General features: G+C 68.8%; 16 protein-coding genes. 11 read left to right on the forward strand and 5 right to left on the reverse strand.

Annotated elements, in window-relative coordinates; all coding sequences use genetic code 11:
- Positions 1 to 350 precede the first annotated feature (350 nt).
- Entirely contained in the window at positions 351 to 833 is a 483-nt protein-coding gene (locus HSX14_RS05430) for a BRO-N domain-containing protein (RefSeq protein WP_173173535.1), read from the reverse strand.
- 711 nt (positions 834 to 1,544) lie between these two features.
- On the opposite strand from HSX14_RS05430, the gene HSX14_RS05435 reads away from it, so the two are divergent.
- From HSX14_RS05435 to HSX14_RS05465, 7 genes are all read left to right on the forward strand, one after another.
- Complete coding sequence (locus HSX14_RS05435; protein WP_173173533.1) at positions 1,545 to 2,084, forward strand: Csu type fimbrial protein; 540 nt, start codon at positions 1,545 to 1,547, stop codon at positions 2,082 to 2,084.
- A gap of 76 nt (positions 2,085 to 2,160) precedes the next feature.
- Positions 2,161 to 2,688, forward strand: a complete 528-nt coding sequence (locus HSX14_RS05440) for a Csu type fimbrial protein (protein ID WP_173173531.1) — start codon at positions 2,161 to 2,163, stop codon at positions 2,686 to 2,688.
- Positions 2,688 to 3,236, forward strand: coding sequence for a Csu type fimbrial protein (locus HSX14_RS05445; protein WP_173173529.1), 549 nt, complete (start codon positions 2,688 to 2,690; stop codon positions 3,234 to 3,236). Before HSX14_RS05440 ends, HSX14_RS05445 begins: the two co-directional genes overlap by 1 nt.
- A gap of 40 nt (positions 3,237 to 3,276) precedes the next feature.
- A complete protein-coding gene (locus HSX14_RS05450; protein WP_373874681.1) occupies positions 3,277 to 4,038 on the forward strand; it encodes a fimbrial biogenesis chaperone in 762 nt (253 codons plus the stop codon).
- Between the two features lie 25 nt (positions 4,039 to 4,063).
- Positions 4,064 to 6,484 (forward strand): fimbria/pilus outer membrane usher protein, encoded by a 2,421-nt coding sequence (locus HSX14_RS05455; protein ID WP_173173525.1) that lies wholly within the window; start codon positions 4,064 to 4,066, stop codon positions 6,482 to 6,484.
- Between the two features lie 23 nt (positions 6,485 to 6,507).
- Positions 6,508 to 7,479: a Csu type fimbrial protein gene (locus HSX14_RS05460; RefSeq protein ID WP_173173523.1), complete on the forward strand. Its 972-nt coding sequence runs from the start codon at positions 6,508 to 6,510 to the stop codon at positions 7,477 to 7,479.
- A 55-nt stretch (positions 7,480 to 7,534) separates the two neighbouring features.
- Positions 7,535 to 8,125 (forward strand): HAD family hydrolase, encoded by a 591-nt coding sequence (locus HSX14_RS05465; RefSeq protein ID WP_173173521.1) that lies wholly within the window; start codon positions 7,535 to 7,537, stop codon positions 8,123 to 8,125.
- 38 nt (positions 8,126 to 8,163) lie between these two features.
- On the opposite strand, the gene ypfJ is transcribed toward HSX14_RS05465, so the two are convergent.
- The 4 genes from ypfJ to HSX14_RS05485 all read right to left on the reverse strand — a co-directional run bounded on the left by ypfJ (position 8,164) and on the right by HSX14_RS05485 (position 11,267).
- Entirely contained in the window at positions 8,164 to 9,033 is an 870-nt protein-coding gene (gene ypfJ, locus HSX14_RS05470; RefSeq protein ID WP_173173519.1) for a KPN_02809 family neutral zinc metallopeptidase, read from the reverse strand.
- Between the two features lie 68 nt (positions 9,034 to 9,101).
- Positions 9,102 to 9,956, reverse strand: coding sequence for a PhzF family phenazine biosynthesis protein (locus tag HSX14_RS05475; protein ID WP_173173517.1), 855 nt, complete (start codon positions 9,954 to 9,956; stop codon positions 9,102 to 9,104).
- Positions 9,957 to 10,016: 60 nt separating this feature from the next.
- Positions 10,017 to 10,454 (reverse strand): DUF411 domain-containing protein, encoded by a 438-nt coding sequence (locus HSX14_RS05480; RefSeq protein ID WP_173173515.1) that lies wholly within the window; start codon positions 10,452 to 10,454, stop codon positions 10,017 to 10,019.
- 303 nt (positions 10,455 to 10,757) lie between these two features.
- A complete protein-coding gene (locus tag HSX14_RS05485; protein WP_173173513.1) occupies positions 10,758 to 11,267 on the reverse strand; it encodes a DUF4136 domain-containing protein in 510 nt (169 codons plus the stop codon).
- 139 nt (positions 11,268 to 11,406) lie between these two features.
- Between HSX14_RS05485 and HSX14_RS05490 the strand changes: the two genes are divergently transcribed.
- The 4 genes from HSX14_RS05490 (at position 11,407) to ilvA (ending at position 14,979) form a co-directional block, all read left to right on the forward strand.
- Entirely contained in the window at positions 11,407 to 11,928 is a 522-nt protein-coding gene (locus HSX14_RS05490) for a DUF4345 domain-containing protein (protein WP_173173511.1), read from the forward strand.
- 94 nt (positions 11,929 to 12,022) lie between these two features.
- Positions 12,023 to 12,844, forward strand: coding sequence for an HDOD domain-containing protein (locus HSX14_RS05495; RefSeq protein WP_043244530.1), 822 nt, complete (start codon positions 12,023 to 12,025; stop codon positions 12,842 to 12,844).
- A 195-nt stretch (positions 12,845 to 13,039) separates the two neighbouring features.
- Positions 13,040 to 13,456, forward strand: a complete 417-nt coding sequence (locus HSX14_RS05500; RefSeq protein ID WP_173173509.1) for a YybH family protein — start codon at positions 13,040 to 13,042, stop codon at positions 13,454 to 13,456.
- The gene (gene ilvA, locus HSX14_RS05505) at positions 13,453 to 14,979 is read left to right on the forward strand and encodes a threonine ammonia-lyase, biosynthetic (protein WP_173173507.1); all 1,527 of its coding nucleotides are present in this window, start codon (positions 13,453 to 13,455) and stop codon (positions 14,977 to 14,979) included. The genes HSX14_RS05500 and ilvA overlap by 4 nt, the downstream gene beginning before the upstream one ends.
- Positions 14,980 to 14,993: the final 14 nt, after the last annotated feature.

Below are 14,993 nucleotides of genomic sequence, written 5' to 3' on the forward strand. Positions count from 1 at the left end.
GAGCTCTGCTCGCGGAGTGCTCCGCCGGGTGGGCCATGGCGTAGCGCCCGACTCCGCTGGTGGACATAAAAAGCGATGTCCACCCTACGCCTGGAATGCCCCGGTGCCCCACGGCGGCCGGGCTCGCGTAGGGTGGATGACGCTCTTTTCATCCACCGATCGGTGTTTCCGGCACGCACCCTGGTCGACCCGTACTCGACTTCGCTGGTGGACATGAAAAGCGATGTCCACCCTACGCCTGGAATGCCCACGTGCCCCACGGCGGCCGGGCCTGCGTAGGGTGGATGACGCTCTTCTCATCCACCGAACGGTGTTTCCGGCATGCACCCCGGGTATCCCCAGGGCCAGCCTCAGGGCAACTGCTGCTTCAACGCTTCGCCCTGGCCGAGCACCCGGGGCATGTCGTCGTAGCGAATCCACCACTGGCCCTGCCACTCCATGAGGTTGAGCTGGTGGTGGCCCTGCCATTTCAGCAGGTGGCGGCGTGGCTGGGTGTCGGGCGCGCGCTGGTCGTCGCGCAGGGCGGGGAGCACTTCCTGGGTTATCCACTGGCGCAGGCTGCTGTTTTCCGGGTGGTAGAAGTTGACCAGCAGCAGGGCGTGCAGGCCGCTTTCGTTCACCAGCAGCTCGTCGGTGAACTGCCCGGCCTCGTGAAGCAGGGTTTCCTGGCGCCACTGGTCGGCGTCCAGCTTGGCGGTGATGCGCATGTCGAGGCGGCTGTTGGTGAGGCGGGCGAGGTCGCGGCAGCAGAACCAGGGCAGGCCGTCGATCAGCACGACGTGGAGGGGGCGGCGGAAGCGGATGAAGCGGGTGGCGGTGCGGTAGTCAGTCATGGCGCACCTCCGGGCGGGCGGTGTGGTGGATGACGGGGTGTTGCGACTGGATGGCTCTCATATCCCAGGACTCCTTTCTGGAAGAGGAGCCGCCACCGGCATGAGGGTGGCGGACCGTACAAGGCTTGAGACACCGGCAACTAGACAAACCGGAGGGGCAGACGCCCGTCCTGTACGGTCCGCCATAGACGGCCAGGAAGCCGGAGCCCGGAGGTCCGTCTTTCTGCTATGGCGATTTTTATCCAGTTGGAGATCGGGGTCTCACTCCCGGTCATGACCAAGGCCACGACGGGGCGAGAAGCTACTCAGAGGTTTTGTAGGACGGCAATGCAGTTGCCCTGTAGGAATTCCCTCAGCCCGATAGGCAATCCGCAGAGGCCTGGCAAACAGGCTGTAGGAAACGATGAAGCGACTTATCGCCAATCGAAATTTCCAGAAGGCTTTCACAGGACGCCGGGCATAAAGATCCGTACTGGCAATTTGCTCTTTATTTCGTAAGAAAATCGCCATTATTCAATTGGGCGTATTTCTTACAAAACGCAGAAAATCCATGGCATTCAGCGGCTTGTGTGATTGGCGCCAGGATGATGGCAGGGTGTGACGGACAGCTGGCATATCCGGGTTTTTGAACGGCGCAGAATTTCTACTACGGTCCCTTTCATTGGTACACAAGTACTCATGGAGTCTTGGGTGTTGTAGGAGTTTTCATAAATGAACCGCGCTCAGTTTTTGATTTCGTCCCTGGTGCTTCTGCCTCTGTCGTCGTCTCTGGAGGCCGCGGGGACGGTCCAGGGGCAGTTGGGTATACAACTCGTCATCGGCGCCGGCTGCACCGTGAACAACGGCAGCAACAACGGCAGCGCGAACACGTTCGGCAGCATCGCCTTCGGCACCTATCCCAGCCTGAACAGCATCATCGAGGCGCAGTCCGTGGGCTCCTCGGCGGGCAGTTCGTTCGGGGTCACCTGCAACACCGGCACCAACTATTCGGTGGCCCTGGATTCGGGCCTGCACGCCACCGGCAACCAGCGCAACATGAGCGCCGGCGCCACCGACGTGATCGCCTACAACCTCTACAAGGAGGCGGCGCGCACGACGCTCTGGGGCAACGGCAGCAACGGCGGCACGGCCCTGGCCGGCACCGGCACCGGCGCCAACCAGGAACTGGTCGTCTACGGCCGCGTGCCGCCGCAGACGACACCCGCCACCGGCACCTATACCGATACCGTCCAGGTGACCATCACCTGGTAGCGGGCGCACCGGGGCCGAGGCTCCGTCGCCGATGATCATTGCGACACGGAAGTAGAAATCACCACCAGGAACCGCCATGGTCTGCCGTCGCGACAGCAAGTGGATATGGCTGGTGCTGATGGTTTCGACGGCGGCCAGCCCGTCGATCCATGCCGCCAGCAAGAGCGCCACCGTAGGGATCACCGCCGAAGTGTTGCCGGCCTGCAGTGCCGGAAGCACCGTCCCCGCGACCCTCGGCCAGTTCGGCACCCTGGATTTCGGCACCCACTTCAACCTCGCCGCGCAGGTCACCGTGGTCGGCACGGCAGGGGCCGGTGCGCTGCGGGTCAACTGCCTGACCAGCACCCCTTATCGCGTGCTGATCAGCGCCGGCGGCAGTGGCAACGTCAACGCCCGGCGCATGACCGGGCCCTCCGCCGCCCAGGTCAGCTACAACCTCTACACCTCCGCCACCTACGCGACCGTCTGGGACAACAGCATCGGCGTCACCGGGACCGGCAACGGGCAGGACCAGTTGCTGCCGGTGTACGGCCGCGTGCCGGTGCAGGCGACGCCGCTGTCGGGCACCTACACCGACACGGTCACCGTCACGGTGAGCTGGTGATGGGGCGCCTGCCGGCGTTCGCCTGCCTGGCGCTGCTGCCGTGCCTGCCGTGCCTCGCGGACACGGGCACCAACGAGTTGCAGATCACCCAGCTGTTCGAGATCAAGGCCGCGGTCACCGCCGGCTGCGTGCTGGGCAGCGGCGGCAGCGACGTGACCACCTACGGCAGCATCAACTTCGGCCAGGTCAGCACCCTGCCCAGCGACGTGACCCGCGTGAGCACCGTGGGCAATGGTTCGATCCAGCTGCAATGCACGCCCGGCACGGCGCTGACCATCGCCATCAATGCCGGGCTCAACACCGCCAGCGTCAGCGGCGGGCGCTACATGATCAAGGGCGCCGAGACCCTGCGCTACCAGCTGTACAAGGACGCCGGCTACAGCGCGGTGTGGGGCGACGGCAGCAACGGCGCCACGGCCCTGAGCGTGAACTACAGCGCCACCAGCGGCGCCCAGTCCTACCCGATCTACGCGCGGCTGTTCGCCGTGGGCAGCATGCCCAGCGCCGGCATCTACAACGACACGGTGACGGTCACCGTCAGCTATTGAAGGGGGAATACCCATGCAGCGAACCGCCCATGGACATGGCCTGCGCACCGGCGCCCGCGCCGTCCTGCTGGGACTCGCCCTGACGGCGGCAAGCGATGCCGATGCGGCCAGCTCGGTGCTGATCTGGCCGATCAACCCGACCATCGAGGCCGAGCAGAAGGCCGCCGCGCTGTGGCTGGAGAACCGCGGCCAGCAGCCGGTGGGCCTGCAGGTGCGGGTGATGGCCTGGCGCCAGGGCGATTTCGACGACCGGCTCGATGCGCAGCGCAGCGTGATCGGCAGCCCGCCGGTGGTGACCATCGCGCCGGGCAAGCGGCAGATGATCCGCCTGATCGCCACCCAGCCTGCGCCGGCCGGCACCGAGCAGGCCTACCGGGTGCTGGTGGACGAGATGCTGCAGCCCGGCGCGGTGGCCGATCCGCAGCTGGGGGTCAAGTTCCAGATGCGCTATTCGGTGCCGCTGTTCGTCTTCGGCACGGGCGTGGCGCCGGCGCCGGTCCCGGGGGCCAAGCCCCGGGAGGGCGTGCAGGTGCTGCAGCCGAAACTCAGCTACCAGGTGCGCCAGGAAGGTGGCCGGCACTACCTGTTCCTGAGCAACCAGGGGGCGGCCCATGCGCGGCTGTCCAGGGTCTCGGTGCGCCAGGGGAGCGCCCGCACGCTGATCGCCGACGGCCTGCTGGGCTACGTGCTGCCCGGCGCGCAGATGCGCTGGCAACTGCCGGACACGGTGCCCGGCGGCCAGTTCGTGCTGGAGGCGCGGATCAACGAACAGGCCGAGCCCCAGCCGATCCCGTTGCAGTGATCCGCCGCAGGCCGGTCGTCGAGGGATGGCGCGCAATGGGGGGAGTGGGCGCAACACCAGCACGCGGGCCAGGTGCCCGTGGTGCGGGCTCGTCTTCGCCGTGCTGCTCGGTGGCGCCCCCTGGGCGGCCGAGCCGACCCCGCCTCCGGACGACGCCGCGCCTGCCGCCACTCCGGCCGGGCCCACGGCGACCGACCCCGGCGCGGTGCCCGGGGAATACAGCCTCTACCTGGAGCTGCTGGTGAACGAGATGGCCACCGACAAGGTGGTGCCGGTGACCGTCCGCGATGGGCGCTATTTCGTCGATGCCGAGGACCTGCGCGGCGTCGGCGTGCGCCTGCCCGAGGGCGCCAGCGGGCCGCAGGCGCTGGATGCCATCGAGGGCCTGGGCAGCGAGTACGACCAGGAGCTGCAACGCCTGAAGCTGACGCTGCCCAGCGAGTGGCTGCCGCGCCAGGAGGTGGGTGACACCAGCGTGTATGCACGCACGCCGGCCCGCGCCGACTTCGGGGCGCTGTTCAACTACGACCTCTACTACACCGACAGCGATGCCGGGCAGCGCTACGCCAACACCTGGCTGGAGCAGCGCCTGTTCGGCGGCTTCGGCACCCTGGGCAACACCGGCGTGTACCGCAGGAGCTTCGGTGACAGCGAAGGCGAGGGCGACGGCTACGTGCGCTACGACACGCTGTGGACCTTCAACGACCAGGACAGCCTGCGCAGCGTGCAGGTGGGCGACCTGGTCACCGGCGCGCTGACCTGGAACAGCGCGGTGCGGGTCGGTGGCGTGCAGGTCTCGCGCAACTTCGCCCTGCGCCCGGACCTGGTCACCTACCCGCTGCCACGCTTCAGCGGCGACGCCGCGGTGCCGAGCACGGTGGACCTGTTCATCAACAATGCGCGGGTCAGCAGCGACAACCTGCAGCCCGGGCCCTTCACCGTCAGCAACGTGCCGTACATCAGCGGTGCGGGCACCGCCACGGTGGTCACCACCGATGCCCTCGGCCGGCAGGTCTCCACCGACGTGCCCTTCTACGTGACCAACACGCTGCTGCAGAAGGGCCTCTACGACTATTCCCTGGGGGCGGGGAAGCTGCGCGAGGACTACGGGCTGGAGAGCTTCTCCTACGGCAGCAGCGTGGGCACCGGCACCTTCCGCTACGGCATCAGCGACGCCTTCACCCTGGAGACCCACGCCGAGCTGGGCGAGGCGCTGCGCCTGGGCGGGCTCGGCGGCACCTTCGGGCTGGGCAACTGGGGCACCTTCGGCACCTCGGTTTCCGAGAGCGCCTACGACGGCCTGCGCGGCCGCCAGGCCAGCCTCGGCTACAGCTACTACTCGCCGTGGTTCGGCTTCGCCTTCCAGCGCGTGCAGCGCAGCTCGGGCTTCGTCGACGTCAGCCAGGTCAGCGCCCTGGAGCTGGGGCGCGAGGAGCTGGGCCTGGCGCGGCGCACCGACCAGGTGACCTTCTCGGTGAGCCCCGAGGAGGTCGGCAGCCTGGGGGTGGGCTACTTCTCCAGCGAGACCCGCAGCGGCGAGCGCACCCGCGTGCTCAACCTGTCCTGGTCGCGCAGCCTGTGGGCCAACAGCAGCCTGTACGTGTCGATGAACCGCGAGCTGGGCACCTCGGGCTACTCGGCCCTGGTGCAGCTGATCATGCCGTTCGACATGCTCTCCACCTTCAGCGCCAGCGTGGAGCGCGACACCGGCGGCAAGTACCGCGAGCGCGTCAACTACGGGCGCACCGCGCCCAGCCAGGGGGGCGTCGGCTACAACCTCAGCTACGCCGCCGGCGGTGGCAGCTACAAGCAGGCCGACCTGACCTGGCGCACGCCCTACACCCAGCTGCAGGTGGGCCTGTACGACAACGACGGCGAGCGCACCCAGTGGGGCGATGTCAGCGGCTCGCTGGTGTGGATGGACGGCGGGGTGTTCCCCAGCAACCGCATCAACGACGCCTTCGTCCTGGTCAGCACCTCGGGCTACGCCGACGTGCCGGTGAACTTCGAGCACCAGCTGCTGGGCCGCACCGACAGCCGTGGCCACCTGCTGGTGCCCTGGGTGCCGTCCTATTACCGCGCCAACTACGAGATCGACCCGCTGGGGCTGCCGGGCAACGTGCGCATCGCCGAGGTCGCCCAGGAGATCGCCGTGCACCAGGGCAGCGGCGCGCTGCTGGAGTTCCCCATGGAGCGGGTGGTGGCGGCCAGCATCCTGCTCATCGACGTGCGCGGCGAGGTGCTGCCGCGCGGCAGCCTGGCGCGGGTCGAGGGGCGTGACCTGGAGGCCTACGTGGGCTGGGACGGGCTGGTGTATTTCGAGGGGCTGGAACAACGCAACGCGCTGCGCGTGGAGCTGCCCGATGGCAGCCGGTGCGCGGTGACGGTGGAACTGAAGACGCTGGACGAGGAGCTGTCGCAGGTCGGCCCGCTGACCTGCCGCTGATCCGTCCGAACGAGGACCGAGCCATGGATGCGAAGCGCACGATCGTCCCCTTCCTGTTGCTGCTGGCGCTCTGGCTGGGGGCGGGCCGCGCCTGGGCGGTGTGCACCACGGTCAACCCAGCGGTGAGCCTGGGCAGCGTGAGTTCCTTCACCCTCAACGCTTCCGCGCAGGGCAACCTGGGCGGTGCGGGGCTGACCTGCGGGTCGTTCCTCGCCCTGCTGGCGGCCAACTACGTGCAGGTCACCCTGCAGTCCGCCGCGCCGGTGCTCAGCGACGGCAATGGCAACAGCATCCCGCTGAAGGTGTTCGTCAGCAACGGCGGCACCGAGATCACCCCGGGCTCGACGGTGCAGCTGAGCAGCCTCGCGGTGCTGGCGCTGCTGACCAACGCCACCACGGGCATCAACCTGTACTTCCAGGCCCAGGCCGCCAACGTGCCCGCCGGCACCTACACCACATCGGTGGTGTTCACCTGGCGCTACGCGATCTGCGAATCCGGCGCGCTGAACCTGTGCAGCTGGCAACGCAGCCCGGGCGTCACCCAGAACTGCCCGGCGGGCCTGTGCGGCGCGCCGACCAACTGGGGGACGGGGGTGACCGCCACCAGCACCGTGACCCTGGTGGTCACCAAGGCCTGCGCCCTGAACAGCTACCAGAACGTCGACCTGGGCAGCCAGGCGCTGGTCAGCCAGTTCACCTCGGTGACCCGCGCCATCACCCTGACCTGCACCAGCGACGAGGGCTACCTGGTCAGCTTCGACAACGGCCAGAACTACCAGGCGCCCTGGCGACGCATGGCCAGCGGGGCCAACCGCCTGGGCTACAACATCTACTTCCCCAATACGACGACCGTGTGGAACACCACGCAGAACCTGTCGCAGAAGGGCACGGGACTGCAGCAGACGGTGAACTTCCAGGTGACCGTCGACCCCACGCAGGCCAACGTGCCGGTGGGCACCTACATCGACAACGTGACCCTGATCATCAACTACTGACGGGCGGGGACGGTGTACCCTTGCGCGCTGTTCCCGAACCCTCCGGAGTAGAGACATGGGCCTGGCGCAGTTCCGCCACTGGGTTTTCGACATGGACGGCACCCTCACCGTCGCCGTCCACGATTTCGCCGCGATCCGCCGCGAGCTGGCGATCCCGCCGGAGGACGACATCCTCCATCACCTTGCCGCGCTGCCCGCCGAGGAGGCCCGCGCCAAGCACGCCTGGCTGCTGGAGCACGAGCGCGAACTGGCGGTGAACGCCCGCCCGGCGGCCGGCGCCGTCGAGCTGGTGCGCGAGCTGCACGCGCGCGGTGTGCGCCTCGGCATCCTCACCCGCAACGCCCGCGAGCTGGCGCTGCTGACGCTGCAGGCCATCGGCGTGGAAGATTGCTTCGCCCCGGCCGACATCCTCGGCCGCGACGAGGCGCCACCCAAGCCGCACCCGGGTGGGCTGCAGCACCTGGCCGCGCGCTGGCGCGTGGCGGCGAGCGAGATGGTGATGGTCGGCGACTACCGCTTCGACCTCGATTGCGGGCGCGCCGCCGGGACCGCCACGGTGCTGGTCAATCTGCCGGAGAACCCCTGGCCGGAGCTCACCGACTGGTATGCCGAGGACTGCGCGCAGTTGCTGCTGTTGGCGCGGTAGCGGGCGTCGTGCGGTGACCGCATGGGTTTCGCACGCTGTTACAGGTTGCGCGCGGTGAAGGTGTCGCAGCGGTTGATGTCGCCGCGCTCGAAGCCTGTGCGGAACCATTTCACCCGCTGCGCCGAGGTGCCGTGGGTGAAGGAGTCGGGTACCACCTGGCCGCGTGCCTGCTTCTGCAGGCGGTCGTCGCCGATGGCGTTGGCGGCATTGAGGGCTTCTTCGAGGTCGCCGGGCTCCAGCCAGTCGAGGCGCTGCTGGGCGTGGAAGGCCCAGACGCCGGCCAGGCAGTCGGCCTGGAGCTCCTGGCGCACCAGCAGGCCGTCCGCGCCTTCCACCTTCTCGCCCCGCTGGCGCGCGGCGTTCACCTTGGCCGAGACGCCGAGCAGGGTCTGCACGTGGTGGCCGACCTCGTGGGCGATCACGTAGGCCTGGGCGAAGTCGCCGGCGGCGGAGAAGCGCTGGGCCATCTCGCGGAAGAAGTCGAGGTCCAGGTACACCTGGCGGTCGCCGGGGCAGTAGAAGGGGCCGACCGCCGAGGAGGCGAAGCCGCAGGCCGACTGCACGCCACCGTTGAACAGCACCAGCTTCGGGTCCTGATACTGGCGGCCGCCCTGCTGGAAGATCGCCTGCCAGGTGTCCTCGGTGTCGCCGAGCACGGCGCGGACGAACTCCGCTTCCTGGTCGTCGCCCGGCGGTGCACCGCTGTGCGGGGGGGCGGTGGACAGCCCGCCCTGGCCGACGATCTGGCCGAGGATGGTCAGCGGGTCCTCGCCCATCAGCATGCCGATCACCACGACCAGGGCGATGCCGCCGAGCCCGATGCTCTTGCCACCGCCCAGGCGCATGCCGCCGCCGCTGCCGCGCGCATCCACCACGTTGTCGCTGCGTCTCGCCCGTTGCCAGCGCATCTGCCGATCCTTGTCTTCGTCGAGGCCTTGAGTGTCGTAGCTGACGGCGGGAGGCGCCAGCCCGGTCGTCAGGCGAGCCGGTCGGGGGCCACCAGCAGGCGGGCCTGGGCCAGCAGCTGTACGGCCCCGCCGACATGCACCTGGCCGCTTTCGTCCACACGCACGTCGAGCCGGCTGGGGCGGTCGAGGAAGCGGCCCTGGTTGAGGGCGAAGCCCGGGCCGCGCGGCTCCAGGCCCTTGTCCACCAGCCAGGCGGCGACCGGCCCGGCGGCGCTGCCGGTGGCGATGTCCTCGACCACGCCGAGGGGGTCCCAGGTGCGGCCTTCGCGGGCGTCGACGTCGAGGAGGAAGACGAAGGCGGCGCCGATGGCCGCGAGCTCCTCGTCCAGGCCGCGCTGCTGGCGCGCGCCGGCCAGGCCGGCGGCGGTCACCGGCAGCAGCAGGTAGGGCAGCCCGGTGCTGACGACCCGGGGCGCATGGCGTCGGTCCCACTCGCTGGAGAAGGCGGCGGCGAAGGCCTCGGCGGCCTTCGCGTCGAGCTCGGCACCGAACTCGGCGACGCCCTGGTTCATCTCGGCGTAGAAACCCTCGCCCTGGCGGCGGGTGGCCAGGGTCACGCGCTTCTCGGGCAGCTGCAGCGCCCATTCGGCGTGCTCGCCGGGGGCGTGCAGGTGGTGCAGCAGGGCGGCCGCTCCGAGGATGGGGTGGCCGGCGAAGGGCAACTCCTCTTCCACGGTGAACACCCGAGCGGCGAATTCGCCGGGCCGGGTGCCCGGCTCCAGGAAGATCGACTCGAACTGGCGCAGCTCGCGGGTCAGGCCCAGCATGGCCGCGCCCGAAAGGCCGCGGGCGTCGGGGAAGACCGCCAGGCCATTGCCTGCCAGTACGCGTTCGGCGAATACATCGACCTGCCAGTAATCCATTTTCGGCTCCGTGAAATGCACGCGGCCGCCCCTGGGGCGGCCGCGCTGGGAAAGGGGCGCTCAGTGTGCCGGATATTCGGCCAGCACGCTCTCGCCGCCCTGGGCCGAGACGCCGATCACCTGGTAGGCGTCCTGCATGCCGTCCATCTCCATGCCCGGCGAGCCCATGGGCATGCCCGGCACGGCGGCGCCGACCAGGTCCTGGCGCGCGCGCAGTGCCAGCACGTCCTTGGCCGGCACATGGCCCTCGACGAACTTGCCGTCGATCACGCCGGTGTGGCACGAGCCCAGGCGGTGGGGCACGCCGAGGCGGGCCTTGACCGAGGCCATGTCGTTCTCGACGTGGTCGTTGACCTGGATGCCGTTGTCACGCAGGTGGCTGATCCAGGCCTTGCAGCAACCGCAGTTGGGGTCGCGGTAGACGTCCATGGAGACGGTTTCCGCGGCCTGGGCGAACAGTGGGGCGAAGAACAGGGAGGCGAGAAGGGCACGGCGCATGGTGGGGGCTCCTGGAGGGGAAAATGGGCACAGCTTAGTCCTGCGGCCGGTGCGTTGCGCGGCGGGGCTGTTACGGGATGTACGGGGGTTGATGCGGGTCATTTTTTCCGGTTTCGGTCCGCTGTTTCCCAGGGCCTGTACAGCATGGGTTTCGCTTCGCTCGCGGAACGCCGCCCGACCCATCCTTGGAGGCACGCGGGTGGGTTTGGGGCGGCTTTCTGTAGGGGCGACTTCAGTCGCCAAGCGGCGCGCAGCGCCGCCGCCCTCGTGGGAGCGAATTCATTCGCGAAAGGGCTCGCCTGCTCAGGGCGCCGGCCGCGCCGGGAAGCCCTGCAGCAGTTCGGCCACGGCCTTGTCGAAGCCCTGCTGGGTCAGCTTGGGGTCTTGCAGCTGGCGGCTGATCTGGGCTTCGAACAGCACCCGTTCGTCGAAGCCGTCGAGGATGCGCAGGGCGAGGCGGGCGCGTTCGTCCTGGGTCAGTTCGGTCTGGTTGTACACGGCGCCGCCGGGGGTGATCACCGGGCGCATGGTCACGCCGGGCTCGGGGGAGAGGCCCAGGGCGTAGATGATGGTCAGGTCGCTGCCCTTTTCCTGGTAGCGGTAGCCCTTGGCTTCCATGGCCTTGTGCAGGGCGTTGTCGAAGCGTTCCTCCAGGTCCTGGCGGTGGCCCGGGGCGCGCACCGGCTGGATGGTGAAGGTCATGTAGTGGTTGTCGCGCGCGGCGGGGGCGATGGTCACCTGGTCGTCGTGCGGGGCGGCGCAGGCGCCCAGCAGCATGGCGAGCAGCGGCAGGCTGAGGCGGGGCGGCAGCATGGGTGAACTCCTTGGAATGGGTCTTTCCAGAGCCTAGCCGCGGTGTTGCCGGGGTGCCCCGACCTTGCGATGGGTTGGGCGAACGAAACGATCCGCGACGGGTCTTTTGCAGATCGCTGCCGATCGGAGGAGAAAGGCGATGCTACTTGCCCGGCTGATTCTGGTGGTCCAGATCCTGGTGTTCGCGGGTTTCGGCCTGGCCTACTGGTTCCGCCCCTACGAGATGGCCAATCTCAGCGGCATGCTGCTGATGGAGACCGCCTCGGTGAGCAACGTGCGTGTCTACTACGGCGGCCTGCAGGTCGGCCTGGCGCTGTTCCTGCTGTGGGCCCTGCGTGGGCGCGAGCTGATGCGGGCGGCGCTGATGATGCTGCTGCTGGTGCAGTCCGCCCTGGCCCTGGCGCGCATCGGTTCGCTGTGGCTGGACGACGGCACCCTGCAGAACTTCGATATCAGCTCCCTGGCCTACAAGGTGGCCACCGCGCTGCTGGCCGGCGTGGCCCTCGTGCAGCTGGCGCGCTACCGGGAACCGGAGCCGGACACCGCGCTGATCGGTGACCTGGACGACGAGGTCAACGAGCCGCTGCGCCGGGGCGGCGTGCGTGAAGGCCTGGTGGAACGCATCGACGAAGCGGCACCGCTGCCGCCTGAAAGGCCTTGAAACAGAGCCTTCGCCTGCGCGGCGACGGCCTGTCGGGCAGGCTTGGGAAACTTGCCTATCCTTTGGTTTTCAAGCCGATGAAGGAGGTGGTCCCATGGATATAGACGCCCTATTTTCCAACCTGCACACCTTGCCCAGCATTCCCAAGGTGGCGCAGGACCTGATCCAGCAATTCGACAGCCCGACCTCCAGCCTGGATGGCGTGGCGCGCAACATCGCCCTCGACCCGGTGATCGCCGCCAAGGTGCTGCGCCTGGCCAACTCCGCGCGTTTTCGCGGGGCGCGGGAGTCCACCAGCATCGAGGATGCGGCCATGCGCCTGGGCTTCAACACCCTGCGCACCCTGGTGATGGCCTCGGCCGTGACCGGCGCCTTCAAGGCCTCGCCCAACTACGACCTGAAGGGTTTCTGGCTGCACAGCTTCCAGGTGGCGAGCATCAGCCGCCTGCTGGCCAAGCAGAAGGGCGTGGACGCGGACACGGCGTTCACCTGCGGGATGATGCATGACATCGGCGAGCTGCTGATCCAGACCGGTGCCCCGGAGTTCGCCGAGAAGCTCAACAGCGGCAAGGGCGGCGCCACCGGGCGGGCCGCCAGCGAGACGCTGCAACTGGGGTTCGGCTACCCGGAAGTGGGCGCGGAGCTGGCGCGTCGCTGGCAACTGCCGGCGGTGATCCAGCAGGCCATCGCCTACCAGGCGCGACCGATGCAGGCGCCGGCTGATGCGTTGCTGCCGCGCATTCTGGCCCAGGCGGTGCTGGTCAGCGAGGCGTTGCAGGCCCATGGCGGTGCCACCGAGGAGGCGCGGCAATCCCTGGAGGGCCCGCTGGTGGAGGGCGTGGACCTGGACGCGCTGTTCGCCGCGCTGCCGGCGGTGCTGGAGGCGGACAAGGCCTTCGCCGAACTGCTCACCTGAAAACCGCCGCTTGACTTGGCGCAGCGGCAGGAATAATTTCCGGAACCATGAAATCGACCCCCCAGATGCTGCGCCAACAGATTATTACCGCCATTCGATACTTGGCGGGTTGACCAGTACCTACACAGAAACCCGCCCTCGAGGCGGGTTTCTTCTTTCTGTCTCCTGGGCCCCAAGCGAACCTCAGGAGACGCCATGCAACCATCCCCTCTCGTCCAGGCCGTGCAACGGGCGGACCAGCTGATCAATGCCGGGCGCTTCGATGCGCTGATGGATTTCTACACCGACGATGCCGTGCTCGTCGTGCGCCCGGGCCTCAACGTCCAGGGCCGTGACGGCATCCGCCGCGCCTTCGATGCCATCGCCGCGCATTTCCAGCACAGCCTTTGGGTCAGCCAGCGCGACCTGCAGGTGGTGGAGACCGGCGACACCGCGCTGGTCATGGGGCGTGCACGCATCCAGTGGCGGTCCGCCGACGGCTTCCTGTCCTTCCTCGAACGCAAGGCCACCTACGTGTTCCGCCGCCAGGCCGACGACAGCTGGCGCTGCGCCGTGGACAACTCCTATGGCACCGACCTGCTCGACGCCGTCACCGGGGAGGCCTTGGCATGACCGACGCCCTGCTCAAAGGCTATGTGCAGAGGATCCTCCGCGCGCCGGTCTACGACGTCGCCATCGAGACGCCCCTGCAGCCGGCGCCGCGCCTGGCCCAGCGCCTGGGCAACGCCGTGCTGCTCAAGCGCGAGGACCTGCAGCCGGTGTTCTCCTTCAAGATCCGGGGTGCCTACAACCGCGTGTCCCAGCTCAGCGCCGAGCAGCGTGCGCGGGGCGTGATCGCCGCCTCCGCCGGCAACCACGCCCAGGGCCTGGCCCTGGCGGCGCGGCACCTGGGGATCGAGGCGACCATCGTCATGCCGCGCACCACCCCCGAGCTCAAGGTCCAGGGCGTGCTCGCCCGGGGCGGCCGCGCGGTGCTGCACGGCGATGCCTTCCCCGAGGCCCTGGCCCATGCCTTGCAACTGGCCGAGGCGCGCGGGCTGACCTTCGTGCCGCCCTTCGACGACCCGGACGTGATCGCCGGCCAGGGCACCGTGGCCATGGAGATCCTCCGCCAGCACCCCGGGCGCCTGGACGCCGTCTTCGTGCCGGTGGGCGGCGGTTCGCTGATCGCCGGCATCGCCGCCTATGTGAAGTACCTGCGCCCCGAGGTGAAGGTGATCGGCGTCGAGCCGGACGACTCCAACTGCCTGCAGGCCGCCATGGCCGCCGGCGAGCGCGTGGTGCTGGAGCAGGTCGGGCTGTTCGCCGACGGCGTGGCCGTGGCGCAGATCGGCGCTCACAACTTCGAGGTCTGCCGCCAGTACGTGGACGAGGTGCTCACCGTCAGCGCCGACGAAATCTGCGCGGCGATCAAGGACATCTACGACGACACCCGCTCCATCACCGAGCCGGCCGGTGCGCTGGCCGTGGCCGGGATCAAGAAGTACGTGGCCCGCGAGCGCTGCGAGGGGCGCACCCTGGTGGCCATCGACTCGGGCGCCAACATCAACTTCGACCGCCTGCGCCACGTGGCCGAGCGCGCCGAACTGGGCGAGCAGCGCGAGGCGATCATCGCGGTGACCATCCCCGAGCGGCCGGGCAGCTTCCGCATCTTCTGCGAGGCGCTGGGGCGGCGGCAGATCACCGAATTCAACTACCGCTACCACGGCGATGCCGAGGCGCACATCTTCGTCGGCGTGCAGACCCACCCGGAGAACGACCCGCGCGGGGCCCTGGTGCAGGGCCTGCGCGACCAGGGCTTCCCGGTGCTGGACCTGACCGACAACGAGCTGGCCAAGCTGCACATACGCCACATGGTCGGCGGGCGCGCGGACGGCGCCCTGCACGAGCGCCTGCTGCGCTTCGAATTCCCCGAGCGCCCCGGCGCGTTGCTGAACTTCCTCGACAAGCTGGGCGGGCGCTGGAACATCAGCCTGTTCCACTACCGCAACCACGGCGCCGCCGACGGGCGCGTGGTGGCCGGCCTGCAGGTGCCCGACCACGAGCTGCACCTGCTGCCCGGGGCGCTGGACGCCATCGGCTACCCCTGGTGGGACGAGAGCGACAACCCGGCGTATCGGTTGTTCGTGGGGTGATGGGTTGAGGGACC

It is taken from the genome of Pseudomonas tohonis, from assembly GCF_012767755.2.
Taxonomy (GTDB): Bacteria; Pseudomonadota; Gammaproteobacteria; order Pseudomonadales; family Pseudomonadaceae; genus Metapseudomonas; species Metapseudomonas tohonis.